Raw genomic sequence first — 20,702 nt, 5'->3', positions numbered from 1 at the left:
AAATTAAGAAAAATTAAGAAACATAACCTCTTAATGAAACTTAATTTCTTAATGATTTCATTTTCTGTAAAAAATTATTCCTTAGTAACCAATTGCATTGTTTCTCTAGAAATTTGTTTCACCAAAACATTTTTACCATTTTCAACAATTTGTGCTGCTTTTTCATCAAAATGACGAATGGTATAAAGCGAAACATCTTCGTTATAAGCCACTTTGAATTTTTTGGAAAGGATATTTTTCAATTCGCCAAAATTACCAAACTTATCTTCTACACAAACCGAGAAACTAATCGCTGAGTTTTGAATTAAACTTACTTTAATTTTATATTGATGGAACAATGCAAAAATCTCGCTGATATTTTCTTCCATAATGAATGAAAAATCAATAGATGAAAGCGAAATCAACAACTGATTTTTCTTCACGATAAAACACGGTGTTTGAGGTTCTAAATCGGCACCTTTTGAAACACTTGTTCCCGGCAATAACGGATTGACAAACGATTTTACATAAAGTGGAATTTCTTTTCTTTGTAATGGTTGCAAGGTTTTTGGATGAATAACCGAAGCACCATAAAATGCTAATTCGATAGCTTCACGATAGGAAATTTGGTTTAACAAAACAGCATTTTCAAAATATCTTGGATCAGCATTCAAAACTCCTGGAACATCTTTCCAAATCGTTACGCTTTCGGCACTTAAACAATAGGCAAAAATTGCTGCTGTATAATCGGAACCTTCACGACCAAGAGTTGTAGTGAAATTATTTTCATCGGAACCTAAAAATCCTTGTGTGATGTTGAGTGCTTTTTTCTTTATTCCTTTTGAAATAAATTGTTGTGTTTTTTCCCAATCTAGATTGGCATCACGATAATTATTGTCTGTTTTGATGAAATTTCTAACATCAATCCAATTATTTTTTAAACCTGCATGATTGAAATAATGACTTACTATCGTTGTAGAAATAATTTCACCATAACTAACTACTTGGTCATAAACAAAGCTGTAATTAGGCGATTTATTACTTCGAATGAAATATTCCAAATCAGCAAAATGACTGTTTACCGCATAAAAAACATCGTGTTCTTCGTCGTCAAACAAGTCCATCAAAATTTGGTTGTGGTACTTTCGAACTTCTTGTAACGAAGCGTGAAGTTCGTTAGACTTTTCGAAATAATTCTTGATTACTAATTCTAATGCGTTTGTGGTTTTTCCCATGGCGGAAATTACCAAAAGCGTGTCTTCGTGACCAACTTTTTCAAGAACGCTAAACACATTTTTTATTCCATCAGCATCTTTAACTGATGCACCCCCAAATTTGAAAATTCTCATTTTTTTCTTTAATTTTTAGAAGAAAGAAAATAGAGAAAAGAAGCAAGACCACTTCGTTGCATTAAGTCAAAGTCTTTTTTCTTTTCTCTATTTTCTATTAATAAATTCATTAATTCCTTTTTCATCCATCTGCGCAATTCTCCAATCTTCTAAGATTTTCGCCCCCGATTTTTTATAAAATTCAATCGCCGGAATGTTCCAGTCCAAAACTGCCCATTCAATTCGGCGAACGTTATCAATTTTTCCTTGTTCGATGATTTTGGAATACAAAGCAAAGCCAACACCTGAACCACGCTGATTTTCCTTGACAATCAAATCTTCTAAATGGATTGTTTTTCCTTTCCAAGTAGAATATCGATAATAGTACAACGCAATTCCAACAATATTTTCGTTGATTTCGGCAACAAAAGTGTGAAATAATGGATTTGAACCAAATCCATCGCGTTCTAAATCGGCTACGGTTAATTCAACTGCATCGGGTTCTTTTTCAAAAACAGCCAATTCCTGAATGAGTTCAAGAACCGATTTCATGTCTTTTTGTTCTCCTTTTCGGATAATCATTTTGGAAAAATTTAGCACAAAAGTACAATTAATAATTTCTTTGCGAAATACATTTTTTCTTTGACAAATTTATCGATATTTGCACACACAACTACAACGATTTCGTAATGGAAGAACGCAACAAAACCTTAGGTGAATTTATCATCGAAAAACAATCAGAATTTCAATATTCTTCGGGAGAATTATCTCGAATTATTAACTCTATTCGTTTAGCGGCAAAAGTCGTAAATTACAAAGTAAACAAAGCTGGATTGGTCGACATCATTGGTGCCGCTGGCGACCAAAACATTCAAGGTGAAGACCAACAAAAGCTAGATGTTTATGCCAATGAAATTTTTATTCAAACGTTAATCAACCGTGAAATTGTTTGTGGAATTGCTTCAGAAGAAAACGATGATTTTATTACCGTTGCTGGTTCTGATAAAAGTCACAGCAGTAAATATGTCGTCTTGATGGATCCGCTTGATGGTTCGTCAAACATTGATGTAAATGTTTCCGTTGGAACCATTTTTTCGGTTTTTAGAAGAAAAACACCTGTTGGAACGCCAGTAACTTTGGAAGATTTCTTGCAACCTGGAACACAACAAGTTGCCGCTGGTTATGTAATTTATGGAACGTCAACGATGTTGGTTTACACAACTGGTCATGGCGTAAACGGTTTTACTTTAAATCCGGCAATTGGAACATTTTATCTTTCGCATCCCAATATGAAATTTTCAAAAGATGGAAACATTTACTCTATCAACGAAGGAAATTATGTTCATTTTCCACAAGGCGTAAAAGATTATATCAAATATTGTCAGCTAGAAGAAGACGATCGACCTTATACTTCGCGCTACATTGGAAGTTTGGTCTCCGATATTCACAGAAACATGATTAAAGGCGGAATTTATATTTATCCAACAAGCCACAAAGCACCAAAAGGAAAGCTTCGTTTATTATACGAATGCAACCCAATGGCGTTTATTGCGGAACAAGCTGGCGGAAAAGCTTCGGACGGTTTTGGACGAATTATGGAAATCCAACCTACAGAATTACATCAACGTGTACCGTTTTTCTGCGGAAGCTATAATATGGTAGAGAAAGCTGAAGAATTTATGGCGAAATACAAATAACAAAAAAACTCCCGATTTCTCGGGAGTTTCTGTTTTTACTTATTCATGTGTGTCATTTCGTAAACAAACGTATCCAAATCTACATTCATTACTAGAAGTGACAACGCTTTATCAATGATAAAAGGAACGTTTCCTGGAGTAAAACCAAGTGCCAAAGCAAATTTGGTTAAAATTTCTTTTTGCTTTGGTCCAAGAATATGATCTACATAAACCATTCTTGACAAATCATACAAACGCTCCAAACGTTGCGAATGTAAATACGGTGGATTGATAGGATATTTTAGAGGATTTTCTAGAATTTCTTCATATTCAGCCGCAGAAATTTCTAACTGACGTGCCAATTTATCCAAAAATTCTTTTTCCTCTTTACTCAAATCGCCATCGGCAATCGCTACACGAACAATAGCCGAAAAATGACCTTTGTTTCTATTTTTAAATTCACTATCAAATAAATCTGAAATCGACATAATACTATTAGTTTTAGTTGTGCAAATATAATTCAATTTCTCAATCTAATAAAGTCAACCCACAATGTTTTGAGCTAATTTCTAACTCGATTTTAATTTTTTTACTAAGTTTACATTCCTAAAACTACTTTTGCTATGTCTGATTTTTGGATTTATTTCAATATTGGCTTAAAGCATGTGCTCGACATTAATGCTTATGACCATGTCTTATTTTTGCTCGCATTAACCGTTCCATATGATGCCAAAGCTTGGAAACGAATATTAATTCTAGTTTCACTTTTCACGCTTGGACATACTTTTTCACTTTTTCTAGCTGTTTTTGGAATTGTAAAAATCAACCCAACCTTTATCGAATTCCTAATTCCGATAACCATATTAATCACCGCAATTTTCAACATCTATTCCACCGGAAAATCTGCCAAAAAAGACAATATGACCTTCATTGGTTTCGTGACACTTTTCTTCGGAATTATCCACGGATTAGGTTTTTCCAACTATTTCAACAGCATACTTTCAGGTTCAGCAACCGACAAATTATTACCCATGTTTGAATTTGCACTCGGAATCGAAGCTGCTCAAATCATCGTTGTTATTGCCACATTAATTCTTGCTTTTATCTTTCAAACCCTATTTAAATTCTCAAAACGCGACTGGATTTTAACCGTTTCAGCCTTCATCATTGGAGTTGTAACACCTATGATTCTCCAAAGCGAAATTTGGCAAAAATAAATTTAACTAAATAAATCTTAAACTATTTCTAGAAGCGAATCGTTTAGGTATCTTTGTTATCCTTTTTCCCGCTGTTCATTACAATCTGTCATTGCGAGGAACGAAGCAATCTCATTAAAATTTTGGCATTGCAATGACAGGATTTCCATTTCCATCGGGGCTAAAAAGGAAACCATTTGAATTTTATGAAAGAAAAAAAACAACACAAATACGATGTAGCTTACCTAAGAATAGCAACCGAATGGAGCAAACTTTCCTATTGCAAACGCAAACAAGTTGGCGCCATTATTGTTCGCGACCGAATGATAATTTCAGATGGATACAACGGAACGCCATCAGGATTTGAAAACTGCTGCGAAGACGATGAAGGTTTAACCAAATGGTATGTTCTTCATGCCGAAGCCAATGCTATTTCAAAAGTGGCACGTTCTACCCAAACCTGCGAAAACGCAACACTTTACATCACACTTTCACCTTGCAAAGAATGCAGTAAACTCATCCATCAATCGGGAATCAAACGTGTAGTTTTCCACAACGGATATCGCGATGATTCTGGATTAGATTTTCTAGTAAAAGCTGGTGTAGAAGTTGTTCAAATCAAAGATTTAGAAGTTTAATTCGTTTTCAAAACAATGAAATCAAAGGAAAAATATTTACCCATATTGCTATTTTCATGCGTTGCTCTTGGCATCATGATTGGCGGTATGATTAATTTTCCTAATCGAAAACTTTCTCCAAAAAATGCTAGTCAAGCCAAACTAAACCGACTAATTGATTTCATCGATAACGAATATGTTGACGATGTAAATTCCGATTCGATTGTAGCATTAACAGTCAACAGTATTTTAGAAAAACTTGATCCACATTCCATTTACATTCCGCCAAGTGAACAAGCCACCGAAGCCGAGATTATGAAAGGCAACTTTGTTGGTATTGGTGTAAATTTCTACATGTATAAAGATACCGTTACGGTTGTAAATCCGTTACCAAATGGTCCAGCCGCAAAAGCCGGAATTCAAGCTGGTGACCGAATTTTATATGCTGGAAAAACTAAACTTTTTGGCAGAAATTTACCTTCAGACAGTTTATTTACCAAACTAAAAGGAAACGAAGGAAGCAAAGTAAACCTAACTGTTTATCGAAAAACAGAAAATAAAAAAATAAACATTGCCGTTACACGCGGAACAGTTCCTATCAAAAGTGTTGATATTGCTTTGATGCTCAATAAAACAACTGGTTATATCAAAATCAATCGCTTTGCCGAAAATACTTATGACGAATTCATTACTGGATTAAATCAGTTGAAGAAAAAAGGCGCAAACAGTATTATTGTTGACGTTAGAAACAATGGTGGCGGATATTTAGAAAAAGCGGTTGAAATTGCCGATGAATTTCTAAAAAAAGACGAACTAATTGTTTTTACCAAAAACAAAAAAGGATTTACCAACGAAACATTTGCTACTGATAAAGGCATTTTTGAAAACGGAAAAGTCACTATTTTAATCGATGAAAATTCGGCTTCTGCTAGCGAAATTTTGGCTGGAGCAATTCAAGATAATGATAGAGGAACAATTGTTGGTCGCCGTTCTTTTGGAAAAGGTTTAGTGCAACGCGAAATGGATTTTGATGATGGTTCAGCCGTTCGATTAACCACAGCACGATATTATACACCAAGCGGTCGATCTATCCAAAAACCTTATACCAAAGGCGAAGGCGAAAAATACAGTCACGATTTTGAAGCTCGTTTTGAAAACGGAGAATTGTATGAAAAAGACAAAATTAAAGTTGCCGACTCGCTAAAATTTAAAACCAAAAAAGGTCGAATAGTTTATGGCGGTGGCGGAATTGTTCCCGATATTTTTGTGCCACTTGAAGTAAAAAAAGGCGAAGAAGGTTTGGCTTATTTATTAAATTCGGGAGTTGTTGGACATTTTGTTTTTGAGCAAATTGACAAAGACCGCAATTATTTCAAGAAATTATCTTATGCTACTTTTTTAACCGATTTTGAAAAAGATGAAAGTTATATTTCAAAATTTGAAAACTACTTGAAAAATGCAGGATTAGACATTAAACTCAGCAATAATAAGCAAATAGTAAAAACCCATTTAACTGCCGAATTTGCACGTCAGCTATTTGGAGAAACACAATATTATCAAATTTTATTGAAAAATGATTTGATGATAAATACTGCTCTTAAAAAGTAGTTTAAAGTTTTAGAGAACACTTTAAATAACAATATTATAAAACTAATTTAAACTAATATTTCAAAAACTTAATATTACGTTTCAATCCTTCTAATTTGGTTCTTTTTAGTGGCGAATTAGTGAATACTTTAGCAAACGTTTCTTCGGTGATTTCTTCCCAGTCTTTTTTAGAATAGGACAACAATTCTGGATAAGGTGTAAACAATGGTTCGCTATGCGCTTTTGAAAAACGATTCCACGGACAAACATCTTGACAAACATCGCAACCAAACATCCAATCGTCTAGTTTTCCTTTCATCTCCTGCGGAATATTTTCTTTAAGCTCGATGGTGTAATAAGAAATACATTTGCTTCCATCAACAACATAAGGCGCAACAATGGCTTCAGTTGGACACGCATCGATACAAGCCGTACACGAACCACAATGGTCGGTTGTAGGATTATCATATTCCAATTCTAAATCCAAAATTAATTCCGCAATAAAATAAAATGAACCCGTTTTTTGAGTAATTAAGTTAGCGTTTTTACCTATCCAACCCAAACCACTTTTTGCTGCCCAAGATTTTTCCATAACCGGAGCAAAATCCATGAAAGCACGACCAGAAACATCACCAATTTCAGTTCGAATAGCTCTTAATAATTTCTTTAATTTTTTCTTTAAAACAGAATGGTAATCCTTTCCGTAGGCATATTTTGAAATCTTATAACTATCTGCATTTTGAAAGTCTGGCGGATAATAATTCAGCAATAATGAAATCACACTCTTAGAATCAGGAACCAATAAGGTTGGATCTAATCGCTTATCAAAATAATCAGTCATGTAATCCATTTTACCATGATGATTTTGATTTAACCATTTCTCCAATCTTGGCGCATCTTCTTCCAGAAAACCTGCTTTAGAAATACCACATGAAAGAAAACCGAGGCGTTTGGCTTCGGCTTTGATGATTTGAGTATATTTTTGTTTATTGTTAATCAAAATCTAAAACAATTCCCCTTGATTAAATCCTTTTATTCTGCCCAAATGTTTATATGCCTTTTCAGTAACTTCTCTTCCGCGAGGTGTCCGGATGATAAAACCTTCCTGAATTAAAAACGGTTCATAAACTTCTTCTATGGTTTCTCCGCTTTCAGAAACAGCTGTTGCTAAAGTAGAAAGACCAACTGGTCCGCCTTTGAATTTATCAATTATGGTCGTTAGAATTTTATTATCCATTTCGTCCAAACCATGTGCATCAACATGTAATGCTTTTAAAGAGAATTTAGCAATTTCGATATCGATTTTACCATTTCCTTTGATTTGAGCAAAATCACGAACTCTTCGAAGCAATGCGTTAGCTATACGCGGTGTTCCACGACTTCTTCCTGCAATTTCTATTGCCGCTTCCATTGTAATTGGCATTTTAAGGATTGCTGAACTACGCTGAACGATTGTCGTTAATAATTCGGTGTTGTAATATTGTAATCTACTTTGAATTCCAAAACGAGCTCGCATTGGCGCAGTCAACAAACCAGAACGTGTTGTTGCACCAACCAATGTAAACGGATTTAAATTAATTTGAACCGTTCGTGCATTTGGTCCAGATTCAATCATAATATCTATTTTGAAGTCTTCCATTGCCGAATACAAATATTCTTCAACAACAGGACTTAAACGATGGATTTCGTCTATAAAAAGAACATCTCGTTCCTCAAGATTTGTCAAAAGACCAGCTAAATCTCCGGGTTTATCCAAAACTGGTCCAGAAGTAATTTTGATTCCAACACCAAGTTCATTAGCCAAAATATTAGCTAATGTCGTTTTCCCCAATCCTGGCGGACCGTGAAATAAGGTATGATCTAATGCTTCACTTCTAAGATTAGCCGCTTCAACGAATACCTTTAAATTTTCAAGTACTTGTTCTTGACCAGTAAAATCATCAAAAGATAATGGCCTTAACTTTTTTTCTAAGTCAAGCTCTTCTGGATTAAAATTGGCATTCGTTGGATTAAGATTTTCGTTCATACTACAAATATAGGATAAAGTTGGATGCAAATAAAAATGCCTTTCGATGATGAAAGGCATTTTTTATAATTTTTAAAACCGATTAGTGATGTAATACTTCTTCACCTGGCTTCATTGGTACGTTTTGAGGAACGAAATCTTCATCGTGACCTGGTTTGCTATAATCATAAGCCCATCTGTGAACTTCTGGAAGTTCTCCTGGCCAGTTTCCGTGAATATGTTCCACTGGAGCAGTCCATTCAAGTGTATTGGATTTCCATGGATTTTGTTCTGCCTTTTTACCATAGAAAATACTATGGAAGAAGTTCCACAAGAACACCAATTGGAATACACCACCAACAAGAGCAAATACAGTAATAACGACGTTCACATTTGCTAAATCGTCAAATAATGGGAAGTTAGTATTTGTATAATATCTTCTTGGTAAACCTGCCATTCCAATAAAGTGCATTGGGAAGAAAACTCCATAAGCACAAACCGCAGTTACCCAAAAGTGAACATATCCTAAGTTTTTATTCAACATTCTACCGAACATTCTTGGGAACCAATGATAAATTCCAGCGAACATTCCGTAAAGAGCCGAAATACCCATTACTAAGTGAAAGTGAGCAACAACGAAATATGTATCGTGAACGTTAATATCTAAAGTACTATCTCCAAGAATAATTCCAGTTAAACCTCCAGTGATGAATGTTGAAACTAATCCAATAGAGAACAACATTCCTGGGTTCATTTGAAGATTACCTTTCCATAACGTCGTAATGTAGTTAAACGCTTTTACCGCAGATGGAATTGCAATCAATAAGGTTGTAAAGGTAAATACCGAACCTAAGAATGGATTCATACCTGAGATAAACATGTGATGTCCCCAAACGATGGTTGACAAGAATGCAATTGCAATAATTGACATAATCATCGCTCTGTAACCAAAGATTGGTTTACGAGCATTGGTAGCTATAACTTCTGATGTAATACCAAGAGCTGGTAATAATACGATATATACTTCAGGATGTCCTAAGAACCAGAATAAATGCTCAAACAACACTGGCGAACCACCTTGATAATTCAATACTTCACCTGCCAAATAAATATCAGACAAGAAGAATGAAGTACCAAAACTTCTATCCATGATCAACAATAAAGCTGCTGATAATAAAACTGGGAACGAAATGATACCGATGATTGCTGTAATAAAGAAAGCCCAAATAGTTAAAGGCATTCTAGTCATTGACATACCTTTTGTTCTAAGGTTGATAACGGTTACTACGTAATTCAAAGAACCTAATAAAGAAGATGCAATGAAAATAGCCATAGAAACTAACCAAAGTGTCATACCTGTTCCTGAACCTGAAATAGATTGAGGTAAAGCACTCAATGGTGGATAAATTGTCCATCCTGCAGAAGCTGGTCCTGACTCTACAAATAGAGAAATAACCATGATAACACTTGAAAGGAAAAACAACCAATAAGAAACCATGTTCAAGAAACCTGATGCCATATCTCGCGCACCAATCTGTAATGGAATCAAAAGGTTACTAAATGTTCCACTCAAACCAGCAGTAAGTACAAAGAATACCATGATAGTACCGTGAATGGTAATTAATGCCAAATATACTTCATTGGTCATTACTCCATTTGGAGCAAATTTATCACCTAATAATATATTGAAAATTTTGAATGATTCTTCAGGCCATGCAATTTGCATTCTGAATAACATAGACATTCCAACACCAATAATACCCATAATGATACCAGTAATTAAATACTGTTTAGAGATCATTTTATGGTCAATACTGAAAATATATTTAGTGATAAAAGTATCTTTATGGTGATGCTCGTGGTCGTGACCGTGATCATTTTCGTGTGCGTGATTGTGAGCTTCTGATGACATATTATTAAGCTTTATATTTTAAATAATTATTTAACTTCTGTTGAATGAGCCACTAAAGTTGTGTCTTTAGTTGTTGTTACTGAAGTAGTATCAGGTTTTGCAGCTTGAGCTTCTGTAGCAGCAGCTTCGGCAGCAGCAACTTTCACTGCAGCAGCAATAGTTTTTGATTGTTTTTCTTTCATCCATTTGTTGAAATCTTCTGGAGTATCAACAACAATTTTCATTTGCATGTTGTAGTGAGAAGCACCACAAATTTTGTTACAAAGTAATAGATAATCAAAAGTGTATGGTTCTAAAGCGGCTTCACCTTTTGCAACCAATTTTTCGCTGTTTTTAGCTCTAATTGCATTGATATTGGCAACTTTTTCAACAATAGCTGGTCTTTCTCTCATTTCGGTTGTTGTTAACGTTGGAATGAAAGAAAAAGTAGTAACCATACCTGGAACACAATTCATTTGTGCTCTAAAATGTGGCATATAAGCTGAGTGCAAAACGTCTTGAGAACGCATCTTGAAAATTACTCTTTTACCTTTTGGCAAATGTAATTCAGTAGAAGCAAAATCGTCTTGTGCATTTGGATCAGATAAATCAACTCCAAGATTATTTACACCTTCAATATAACGAACGTTTGCTTTTCCTAAAACATTATCAGTTCCAGCATAACGCGCTTCCCAACCAAATTGTTTTGCGTATAATTCTATTATGATAGCATCTTGTTCTTGCTCTTTATCAACAAACATAATATTGTTCCAAGCGTATAATCCATAAAGAATTAAACCTGCTAAAACTACTGCTGGAATTGAACTCCAAATAACTTCTAACTTGTTGTTATCAGCGAAATAAAGTGCTTTTTGTCCTTCTCTTCCTCTATATTTAAAAGCGAAATAGTGTAATAATGCTTGAGTAATAGTTTGAACGATAAAAATTAAAACTAATGAAATTATCATCAAATTGTCTACTAATGGTCCGTGTTCAGAAGCTGAGTCGCTCAACAACGGGAAATGTCCATAATTCCATACACAATAAATTGTAGTGATGTATATGAAAACAAGAAAAGCAAACATTAAGTATCCATTAACTTTATTGTCATTATCATCTGCAACCTGAGTATCGTTAACTCTTGAACCTACTTGAGTTAGGTCAAAAATTTTGGTTAACTGCCACAAAGCAATTGCTAATAAAGCTACAACTATAAGTATCAAAAAAGTTGTCATTTGTTTTTTTTCTTTAAAATATTAATAATGAAAATGTTTACTTTCTTCAATCAATGGATTACGTTTTGGCACTAATGGAGCTTTTGTTAAAGCTGTAAATACTACTAAAATAAATAATCCTAAGAAGAATAAAATTGCTGCGATTTCAGTTACACCAATAAACCATTGGTCTCCAACTGTTGCTGGCATAATCATGTTGAAGAAATCAATATAGTGACCTGCTAAAATTACAGTCCCAGCCATAACGATAATCCAAGTAATACGTTTGAAATCGGTGTTAATTAAAACCAAGAATGGGAAAATAAAGTTCATGGCAACAGCACCAAAGAAAGTAATGTTGTAATCCTCTATTCTTGTGATGAAGTAGGTAACCTCTTCTGGAATGTTAGAATACCATATCAACATAAATTGCGAAAACCACAAATACGTCCAAAAGATACTAATACCAAACATGAATTTTGATAAATCGTGGATATGACTTGTATTTACGTGTTCTAAATATCCTTTTGATTTTAAGTATAATGTTACCATAGAAATTACAGTAATACCACTTACAAAGAAACTTGCAAAAACATACCATCCAAATAATGTACTGAACCAGTGTGGATCTACTGACATAATCCAATCCCAAGACATAATAGACTCAGAAACAATGAAGAACACTAAAAATGCCGCAGACATTTTGAAGTTCTTTTTATAGAATGTATTGTCATTAGCTTCGTCTTGAGCTAAACAGTTTTTTCTAGATAAATAACGGTATAAATTCCAACCAGCGATAAATATTGCAGCTCTGATAATCCAGAATGGGAAATTCAAATAACCTGATTTTCCTGCGATAAGTTTGTCGTAGTTTTCATGACCAACTTCGGTTACACCATCTTTCATCCATACGAATAAATGATTTACGTGAAAACCTGAAAGTAATAATATAATAAAAACAATGATTGAACCTGGTAATAAATAAGCGGTTATACCTTGCATTACTCTAAATAATACTGGTGACCAACCTGCTTGTGCTACTTGTTGAATAGCATAAAAAGCTAAAGCTCCAAGAGAAATCAACATGAAAAACAAACCAGCTACATAAACGGCTGCCCAAGGTTTGTTTTGCAATTGGTGTAAAACATGCTCAAGGTGTTCTTGATGCTCAGCTTCTGCTTTTGCATCGTGCTTTTCAGTTGCATGTGCATCATGTTTTGCATCATGATGACCATGACTATCAGCAGCAAGTATAGTTTCTACATCTTGAATTGTTTTTGGCGCCGAAAAGAAGCCATAACCAATTCCCAATACTCCTAAAAGCATCAAGATGAATGAAAATGTTTTTAATTTACTAGAAAAAGTATACATATCTATAACAATCAGTTTATTCTACAATTATAATTCGCTTTTCAGTTTTTGAACATAAGCCGTCACTAACCATCTTTCTTCTTGGTTTAACTGATTAGCATGTGAACCCATTGAATTTAACCCATAAGTAATTACGTGAAAAATACTTCCTTCGGTAATAACTCTATCTTTATAACTTGGAACTCCAAGAAACTTTTCATTGGTTACTAATTTACCTTTTCCATCGCCAGCAGTTCCGTGACAAATAGCACAATAAATATCAAATAATTCTTGAGCTTTTTTCATATCAACAGTTGCTGGATCAAGCGGTGATTTTAAACTTGCTTTTGCAGCTTCATATCCTGCTGTAGTGTTTGGATATTCATAAGGCTGAAAACCTCTTTTTATAGTTTCATCAACAGGTAATTGACCTTCTTTTCCTTTCAAACCTGTAGGTGAATTGAAAGCATCAGATTCCGAATAGGTTTCATAAGCAACCGATTCATACATGTTTGGCATGTATTGGTAATTAGGTTTCTTATCATCTTTACAAGAAGACAACGAAACAGTTAAACCAAATATAAATACTACTTTAAGTAACTTTTTCATATTCTCTTTTTAATGCTTTTCTACAACTTTAACTTCAACTGCACCTGTCTTTTGGAAGAATGAAACCAATTCGTCTTCATTATTATTCACAGATACTTCCATTAAAAAATGATCATCAGTTGTTCTAACGTCTGGATTTTCTGCTTCTTTAAATGGCCACAATCTACTTCTTAGATAGAAAGTAATTACCATTAAGTGAGCTGCATGGAAAACGGTCATCTCAAACATTACAGGAACGAAAGCCGGCATGTTTTGTAAATAACTAAAACTTGGTTTACCTCCAATATCTTGTGGCCAACCACCAGTTGGGTTAATCATGATATTCCACATCATCCATGTTGCGAATGAAATACCGATACAGCCAAAAATAAAGGCACAAATAGCAAGTCTGGTTGGTGCTAATCCCATTGCTTTATCCAAACCGTGAACTGGAAATGGAGTAAAGACTTCTTCAATATGATAATGTGCTTTTCTTGTTTGCTTTACAGCATCCATCAAAATATCATCATCATTATATAATGCGTGTATAACTTTAGTACTACTCATAACAACAATTAGTGTTTATCTGAATGATTATGACCTTCTTTTTCTCTTTCTCTTTTATAGTTTTCTCCTGATGATTTCAAGATTGTTTTTACCTCTGCTTGAGCAATCACAGGGAAAGTTCTAGCATATAAAAGGAATAAGACAAAGAAGAAACCAATAGTTCCAATATAAATTCCAATATCTACAAATGTTGGTGAGAACATTGTCCATGATGATGGTAAATAATCTCTGTGAAGTGATGTAACGATAATTACGAAACGCTCAAACCACATACCTATATTTACTACAATCGAGATTACAAATGAGAACATAATACTTGTTCTTAATTTTTTGAACCACATAAACTGTGGAGAGAACACGTTACATGTCATCATTGCCCAATAAGCCCAAGCATAAGGACCAGTTGCTCTATTCAAGAAAGCATACTGCTCATATTCTACACCTGAATACCAAGCTACGAATAACTCTGTTATATAAGCCACACCAACGATAGAACCTGTAATCATGATTACAATGTTCATTAATTCAATATGTTGGATAGTGATATAAGCTTCTAAATTTGATACTTTTCTCATGATGATAAGAAGTGTATTTACCATCGCAAATCCTGAGAATACCGCACCAGCAACGAAATAAGGTGGGAAAATGGTTGTATGCCAACCTGGAATTACCGAAGTAGCAAAGTCAAACGATACAATAGTGTGTACCGAAAGTACAAGTGGCGTTGCTAAACCAGCTAATACAAGAGAAACTTCTTCAAAACGTTGCCAGTCTTTTGCTCTTCCGCTCCAACCGAAACTTAAAATTGAATAGATTTTTTTATTGAAAGGAGTAACTGCTCTATCTCTAAGCATTGCAAAATCTGGTAATAAACCTGTCCACCAGAAAACTAATGATACAGAAAGATAAGTAGAGATTGCAAATACGTCCCAAAGAAGTGGTGAGTTAAAGTTTACCCAAAGTGAACCAAATTGATTTGGAATCGGAACAACCCAATACGCTAACCAAGGTCTTCCCATGTGAATAATTGGGAACAAACCTGCTTGAACAACCGAGAAGATTGTCATAGCTTCTGCCGAACGGTTAATTGCCATTCTCCATTTTTGGCGGAATAACAAAAGTACTGCAGAAATTAGAGTTCCAGCGTGACCAATACCAACCCACCAAACGAAGTTAGTAATATCCCAAGCCCAACCAACGGTTTTATTTAATCCCCAAGTTCCGATACCTGTAGATATAGTGTAAATTATACAACCTATTCCCCAAAGGAAAGCTACCAATGCTATGGAAAATACAGTCCACCATTGTTTATTTGCTCTACCTTCAACTGGAGCAGCTACATCAACTGTTACATCATGATAAGTTTTATCACCTATAACTAAAGGTTTTCTAATGGGTGCTTCGTAATGAGACGACATAATCCTTTATATTGTTTCTTATTAATAAATTTACTATTAAGTATTTCTAACTTTTACGTGGTAGAATACATTCGGTTTTGTACCAACATGCTCAAGTAAGTGATACATTCTTTTATCTTCAGCAAGTTTTGCAACTTTATTTTCTTTGTTGTTAACGTCACCAAAAACCATCGAACCTGTAGAACAAGCTGCAGAACAAGCCGTTTCAAATTCATCTACTGAAACTTCTCTTCCTTCGCGTTTTGCAGTTAAAATTGTTTTTTGTGTCATTTGAATACACATTGAACATTTTTCCATAACTCCACGAGAACGAACGTTTACATCTGGATTGATAACCATACGACCTAAATCATCATTCATGTAGAAATCAAATTCATCATTGTTGTTATACAAGAACCAGTTAAAACGACGCACTTTGTATGGACAGTTGTTTGCACAATATCTAGTTCCAACACATCTGTTGTAAGCCATTTGGTTTTGACCTTGACGACCGTGAGATGTTGCAGCAACTGGACAAACTGTTTCACATGGAGCGTGATTACAGTGTTGACACATTACTGGCTGGAATACCACTTGTGGATTATCTGCTGGATTTTCAAGTCTTGCAAAACCAGGTAACGATGCATTTGCTTCCCCATCACCAAATAAATAGTTACCAAGTCCTAATCCGTCAAATCCTTCTTTCTCTTCAACATCCACCATGAAAGTATCGTTGTGAGAATAATATCTATCAATACGCAACCAATGCATATCGCGACTTCTTCTTACTTCTTCTTTTCCTACTACTGGAACGTTATTTTCAGCATGACAGGCAATAACACATGCTCCACATCCTGTACATGAATTCAAATCGATTGAAAGGTTAAAGTGATGTCCTATTGAACGATCAAATGATTCCCATAAATCTACCGAAGTAGCTTCAACTTCTTTGTGATCTAAAGAAACAACTGGTTGTGGATTCCAAACCTTAGCATCTTTAGTATTGAATATTTGTAATGTTGTTTCTTTAACAATATCACCTCTACCCATCAACGTTTTTTGTGATTGAACAGAAGCAAACTCGTGTTCACCAGCAGCTTTTGTGATAGTAACTGACTGTACATTATTAAAGTTTGCATATAAAGCATAGGCATTAACACCTACTTGCATTTCTTCTTTTAAAGCAGCTTTTCTACCATATCCAAGTGCTAAACCTACAGTTCCTTTAGCTTGACCTGGTTGTACAATAACTGGAGTTGTAATTTCTTTATTACCAGCTTTTATTGTAACATAACTTCCGTTCAAACCTCCATCGGCTACAATTCTATTTTCTAAACCTAATTCTTCTGCATCAGCTCTAGAAATAGTTAAATAGTTATCCCATGAAACTCTTGTAATTGGATCTGGAAACTCTTGTAGCCAAGGATTATTTGCTTGTTGACCATCGCCAAGACCAGTTTTAGTATACAATACTAATTCAAATCCTTGAACAGCTTTAGTTTGGGCTAATGCATTAGCAGCAGCTCCAAAATCAGCAGAGCTAATTGAAGTTGCACTTGCAGCACCAACAAATAAACCATCGTGTAATGCTTTATTCCAAGTAGTTCCTGAAATATAGTTAGCTGCATTTGCTTTTATATAATCGTAGAAAGATTGAGTGTTTCCATTCCAATCTAACAACGCTTCTTGAAATTGTTTTGAACTAAATAATGGTTTGATGGTTGGTTGAACCAAAGAATACGTTCCTTTAGTTAACATTAAATCATTCCAAGATTCTAAATAATGAGGTGCAGGAATTGCAATTGACGAAACTAAAGCTGTTTCATCTTCTTTCAAGGCAAAAGAAACTGAAAGTTTTACTTTTTTCAATCCAGAAACGAATGCATCACCATTTGCTAAAGTATAAACTGGATTAACTCCGCTCATAATTAGTGTGTGAACTGTTCCTGCATTCATATCAGCAATAAGTTGCGCCACTTTTTCGTTAGAACCTTTTCTAACTTGACGTGTTCCAACTGTTGAAAATGCTTCACTTGTTAAAGCTTGATTAATAGCTAAAACTAATAATTGAGCATTTTTATCTTGAATTCCTGAAACTAAAACTCCTTTTGAACCAGCAGCTTTCAATTGTTGTGCTGCTTTTAATACTGCATCTTCATTTGCAATTTTTCCAGTTGCTACAGCAGAACCTGTAATAACACTGTATATTTTAACTAATGCTAATTTTTGCTCAGCAACAGTCATTGGAACTCTTTTATCAGCTGCTGCTCCAGACAAAGTCATGTTAGCTTCAAACTGAAAATGTTTTGACATTTTTCCTGCTTGTGGAACTCTTCCTTTAGCATAAGCAGCATCAAATCCGCCACCTTGCCAATCTCCTAAGAAATCTGCACCAACAGAAACGATTACATTAGCTTTTGAAAAATCATAATCCACTAAAGCTCTTTCTCCAGAAACTGCTTCGAAAGCATCAAGTGCTGCCGATTCTGAAACTGCATCATAAACAACATGTTTAGCTGTTGGATTTTTTGCAATAAATTCAGCGATTAATTTTTCAGTTGAAGGACTTGCAAGTGTATTAGTCAACAAAACAATTTGTCCACCTTTTGCTTTTGCATCGGCTAAACTAGATTTAATTTTTAAATCAGCTTCTTGCCAAGTAGCATCTTTTCCCGCAACTTTAGTTTGCTTTAATCTTAGATTATCATATAAAGACAATACAGAAGCATGAACTCTTGCATTAGCAGAAAATTTTGCTCCTTCAATGGTATTGTTTTCAACTTTTATCGGACGACCTTCACGTGTTTTAATCAATAAGTTTGCAAAATCAAAACCATCAAACATAGTTGTTGCATAAAAATCAGCAACACCAGGGATGATTTGTTCTGGTTGTAACACATAAGGAATTGATTTATGAACTGGTCCTTCACATGCTGCTAATGTAGCTGCAGCAGTACTAAACCCTACATATTTTAAGAAATCACGACGAGTAGTTGATGAAGATGATAATGAGTCCTTATCAGATAAAAATTCATCTGTTGGAATTGCTTCCACGAATTCATTATTTCTAAGCGTCTCAACAATAGAACTATTTTCGTTTAGTTCCTCAACACTTTTCCAGTATTTTTTGTTAGATGACATCGTATATAAATATTAGCTTCTTAATTATTTTATTAGTAATGACATTTACCACATTCTAAACCTCCCATATCACTTACAGTAAGTTTTTCTTTACCGTATTTTTTAGAAAGTTCTTGGTGAATTTTGTCGTAATAAGCATTTCCTTCTACTTTAACATTTGTTTCTCTGTGACAGTTAACACACCATCCCATTGTTAAAGGAGCAAATTGTTTTTGAATTTCATAGGTTTGAACTTCACCGTGACATTTTTGACATTCAATTCCTCCAACCGTAACGTGTTGTGAGTGATTGAAATAAGCAAAGTCAGGAAGATTATGAATTCTAACCCATTTTACAGGATTTGTTTTTCCAGTATATTTTTGCAATGATTTATCCCATCCAACAGCATCGTATAATTTTTGGATTTCTCCATCATAGAATGCTTTAGAATATTCCGCTGTAGCCGTTGTATCCGCAACTTCAGAAATGTTTTTGTGACAGTTCATACAAACATTCAAAGAAGGAATACCTGCATTTTTACTAACTCTTGCTGCCGAGTGACAGTATTTACAATCTACCCCATTGCTTCCAGCATGAATTCTGTGAGAGAAATGAATTGGTTGTACTGGAGCATAATTTTGATCCACACCAACTTGCATAAACCATCCGTAAGCAAAATATCCACTTGCCAACAATAGGAAAATTGAAGAAACTAAAACTAGGAATTGATTTTTAGCAAATGCTTTCCAAAGTGGCAATGATGCTTCTTTTTGAGCTGCTTCAACACCGTTCGCTTTTGCAATTTTAGTAAGCACATTGTTCACAAAGAACAACATTACCACCAACATAAAAAGCACAAAGGCTAATGCACCAAGAATTACGTTGTTAGAAATTCCGCTATCAGCAGTTTGACCGCTTGCAGAAGCAGTTGCAACTGGAGTTGTTGGTTCAGCTTTTGGCTCAGATGTGTAAGCTAAAATATTATCAATATCTGTTGTTGATAATTGAGGAAAAGAAGTCATTACCGACTTGTTGTACTCTTCAAAAATCTTTACTGCTTTTGCATCACCCGATTTTACCATAGCAGAACTGTTGTTAATCCATTTGTACAACCAAGCTTTGTCATACTTATTGGCAACACCTCTTAATGCTGGACCAGTTGCTTTTGCATCTAATTTGTGACACGCAGCACAATTTGCATTAAACAACGCTTTTCCTGCAACCGCATCACCTGCTGCCGCTGGAGCAGAAGTCGCTGCTGCATCAGCTGCCGGAGCTGGAGCTGCTGTTTCCTGTGCAAATAACGTTAAGGAGAAAACTAGCGTAAAGGCTAAACTGAAGAGTATTTTCCTTGAAATCGAATTATGGTTACCCACGTTTTTCATATTTGTTAATGATTATCGACTAAATTGGCATGATTTTTTGTGATGAATTATTCACAAAAAACACATCGCTTTATTAAAAACTTGCACAAAAATACGACTTATGAACTATTCTCAAAACCTTAAATTACCCTTAATTGCCAATTTATATTAATTCTAAATAATAAATTCTCTTTTGATTAATTTTTTAAGTTTTACATTTGTATAAAAATCAAACCATTATGAAAATTTTAACAGTCAACAAATCAGTATATTTTCTTTTTTTCTCGCTACAAATAAGTTCTTTTTCCTTTGCACAAGAAGCAAAGATTACCCTTAATCAAGATCCAAAATTTGAGCAATTGCTGAATGAAAAAAGAAAAATAAACAGTTCAATTACCGTAAACGACCGTTATAAAATCCAAATTTTTAATGGTGATAGCGAAAACTCAAAGAAAACCTTGATAAGCTTTAAAAAAGAAAACAAAAACATGGACGGAACCATCGTTTTTAGTACACCAATGTATAAAGTTTGGGTTGGAAACTTTAAAACCCGTATCGAAGCCGAGAAAAACCTTCAAGCTTTAAAGAAAAAATACCCGAATGCTTTTTTGATTAAACCGAATAAGTAATTTTTTTTTGGAGCGAATGGTTTAGGATTTCTTGTTATCCGTTTTCCCGCTGTTCGTTTAAATTTCAATGAGGATTTCCACTTCCATCGGTTCCGAAGCTTCGGAATAATTGATAAACTGGTGAATTCTTGGTTTCTTTTACACTTTGCACAATTCTAATCTGAATAAGATTTCTACGGAATGACATGTTTGTG

19 protein-coding genes are annotated in these 20,702 nt (G+C 34.5%); 5 read left to right on the top strand and 14 right to left on the bottom strand.

The annotated features are described in order from the left end of the window. Positions 1-74: 74 nt before the first annotated feature. Together G6042_RS11895 and G6042_RS11890 are read right to left on the bottom strand one after the other, a co-directional pair. Entirely contained in the window at positions 75-1,328 is a 1,254-nt protein-coding gene (locus tag G6042_RS11895; protein ID WP_169524649.1) for an aspartate kinase, read from the bottom strand. Between the two features lie 87 nt (positions 1,329-1,415). Next, complete coding sequence (locus tag G6042_RS11890) at positions 1,416-1,889, bottom strand: GNAT family N-acetyltransferase (RefSeq protein ID WP_169524648.1); 474 nt, start codon at positions 1,887-1,889, stop codon at positions 1,416-1,418. 107 nt (positions 1,890-1,996) lie between these two features. On the opposite strand from G6042_RS11890, the gene fbp reads away from it, so the two are divergent. Then, positions 1,997-3,004, top strand: a complete 1,008-nt coding sequence (gene fbp / locus G6042_RS11885) for a class 1 fructose-bisphosphatase (protein WP_169524647.1) — start codon at positions 1,997-1,999, stop codon at positions 3,002-3,004. A gap of 35 nt (positions 3,005-3,039) precedes the next feature. Here fbp and G6042_RS11880 read toward each other — a convergent pair whose 3' ends face one another. After that, positions 3,040-3,471 (bottom strand): tellurite resistance TerB family protein, encoded by a 432-nt coding sequence (locus G6042_RS11880; RefSeq protein ID WP_169524646.1) that lies wholly within the window; start codon positions 3,469-3,471, stop codon positions 3,040-3,042. Positions 3,472-3,606: 135 nt separating this feature from the next. Between G6042_RS11880 and G6042_RS11875 the strand changes: the two genes are divergently transcribed. From G6042_RS11875 to G6042_RS11865, 3 genes are all read left to right on the top strand, one after another. Further along, complete coding sequence (locus G6042_RS11875) at positions 3,607-4,200, top strand: HupE/UreJ family protein (RefSeq protein ID WP_169524645.1); 594 nt, start codon at positions 3,607-3,609, stop codon at positions 4,198-4,200. A gap of 185 nt (positions 4,201-4,385) precedes the next feature. Continuing rightward, positions 4,386-4,817, top strand: a complete 432-nt coding sequence (locus tag G6042_RS11870) for a deoxycytidylate deaminase (protein ID WP_169524644.1) — start codon at positions 4,386-4,388, stop codon at positions 4,815-4,817. A 15-nt stretch (positions 4,818-4,832) separates the two neighbouring features. Next, complete coding sequence (locus tag G6042_RS11865) at positions 4,833-6,404, top strand: S41 family peptidase (protein ID WP_169524643.1); 1,572 nt, start codon at positions 4,833-4,835, stop codon at positions 6,402-6,404. Positions 6,405-6,456: 52 nt separating this feature from the next. Here the strand turns inward: G6042_RS11865 and queG are convergent, their stop codons facing one another. The 10 genes from queG to G6042_RS11815 all read right to left on the bottom strand — a co-directional run bounded on the left by queG (position 6,457) and on the right by G6042_RS11815 (position 19,900). Next, on the bottom strand, positions 6,457-7,383 hold the full coding sequence (queG, locus tag G6042_RS11860; protein ID WP_169524642.1) for a tRNA epoxyqueuosine(34) reductase QueG: 927 nt from the start codon (positions 7,381-7,383) through the stop codon (positions 6,457-6,459). A gap of 3 nt (positions 7,384-7,386) precedes the next feature. After that, positions 7,387-8,409, bottom strand: coding sequence for a Holliday junction branch migration DNA helicase RuvB (gene ruvB, locus G6042_RS11855; RefSeq protein WP_169524736.1), 1,023 nt, complete (start codon positions 8,407-8,409; stop codon positions 7,387-7,389). 82 nt (positions 8,410-8,491) lie between these two features. Continuing rightward, positions 8,492-10,300, bottom strand: coding sequence for a cytochrome c oxidase subunit I (locus G6042_RS11850; protein WP_169524641.1), 1,809 nt, complete (start codon positions 10,298-10,300; stop codon positions 8,492-8,494). A gap of 26 nt (positions 10,301-10,326) precedes the next feature. Continuing rightward, on the bottom strand, positions 10,327-11,514 hold the full coding sequence (locus G6042_RS11845; protein WP_169524640.1) for a cytochrome c oxidase subunit II: 1,188 nt from the start codon (positions 11,512-11,514) through the stop codon (positions 10,327-10,329). Between the two features lie 21 nt (positions 11,515-11,535). Next, entirely contained in the window at positions 11,536-12,864 is a 1,329-nt protein-coding gene (locus G6042_RS11840; RefSeq protein WP_169524639.1) for a quinol:cytochrome C oxidoreductase, read from the bottom strand. Positions 12,865-12,891: 27 nt separating this feature from the next. After that, positions 12,892-13,452: a c-type cytochrome gene (locus G6042_RS11835; RefSeq protein ID WP_169524638.1), complete on the bottom strand. Its 561-nt coding sequence runs from the start codon at positions 13,450-13,452 to the stop codon at positions 12,892-12,894. A gap of 9 nt (positions 13,453-13,461) precedes the next feature. Further along, positions 13,462-13,998, bottom strand: coding sequence for a DUF3341 domain-containing protein (locus tag G6042_RS11830; RefSeq protein WP_169524637.1), 537 nt, complete (start codon positions 13,996-13,998; stop codon positions 13,462-13,464). An 8-nt stretch (positions 13,999-14,006) separates the two neighbouring features. Further along, a complete protein-coding gene (nrfD, locus tag G6042_RS11825) occupies positions 14,007-15,416 on the bottom strand; it encodes an NrfD/PsrC family molybdoenzyme membrane anchor subunit (protein WP_169524636.1) in 1,410 nt (469 codons plus the stop codon). Positions 15,417-15,452: 36 nt separating this feature from the next. Further along, complete coding sequence (locus G6042_RS11820) at positions 15,453-18,536, bottom strand: TAT-variant-translocated molybdopterin oxidoreductase (protein WP_169524635.1); 3,084 nt, start codon at positions 18,534-18,536, stop codon at positions 15,453-15,455. Between the two features lie 32 nt (positions 18,537-18,568). Next, positions 18,569-19,900, bottom strand: coding sequence for a c-type cytochrome (locus G6042_RS11815; RefSeq protein WP_169524634.1), 1,332 nt, complete (start codon positions 19,898-19,900; stop codon positions 18,569-18,571). Between the two features lie 218 nt (positions 19,901-20,118). On the opposite strand from G6042_RS11815, the gene G6042_RS11810 reads away from it, so the two are divergent. Next, positions 20,119-20,508 (top strand): SPOR domain-containing protein, encoded by a 390-nt coding sequence (locus G6042_RS11810; RefSeq protein ID WP_169524633.1) that lies wholly within the window; start codon positions 20,119-20,121, stop codon positions 20,506-20,508. 64 nt (positions 20,509-20,572) lie between these two features. Here the strand turns inward: G6042_RS11810 and G6042_RS14455 are convergent, their stop codons facing one another. Continuing rightward, positions 20,573-20,695, bottom strand: coding sequence for a hypothetical protein (locus G6042_RS14455; protein ID WP_262887313.1), 123 nt, complete (start codon positions 20,693-20,695; stop codon positions 20,573-20,575). Between the last annotated feature and the right edge of the window lie 7 nt (positions 20,696-20,702).

Source organism: Flavobacterium solisilvae (genome assembly GCF_012911605.1).
Classification (GTDB): Bacteria; Bacteroidota; Bacteroidia; order Flavobacteriales; family Flavobacteriaceae; genus Flavobacterium; species Flavobacterium solisilvae.
This window is presented reverse-complemented; position numbering and strand designations above follow the sequence as displayed.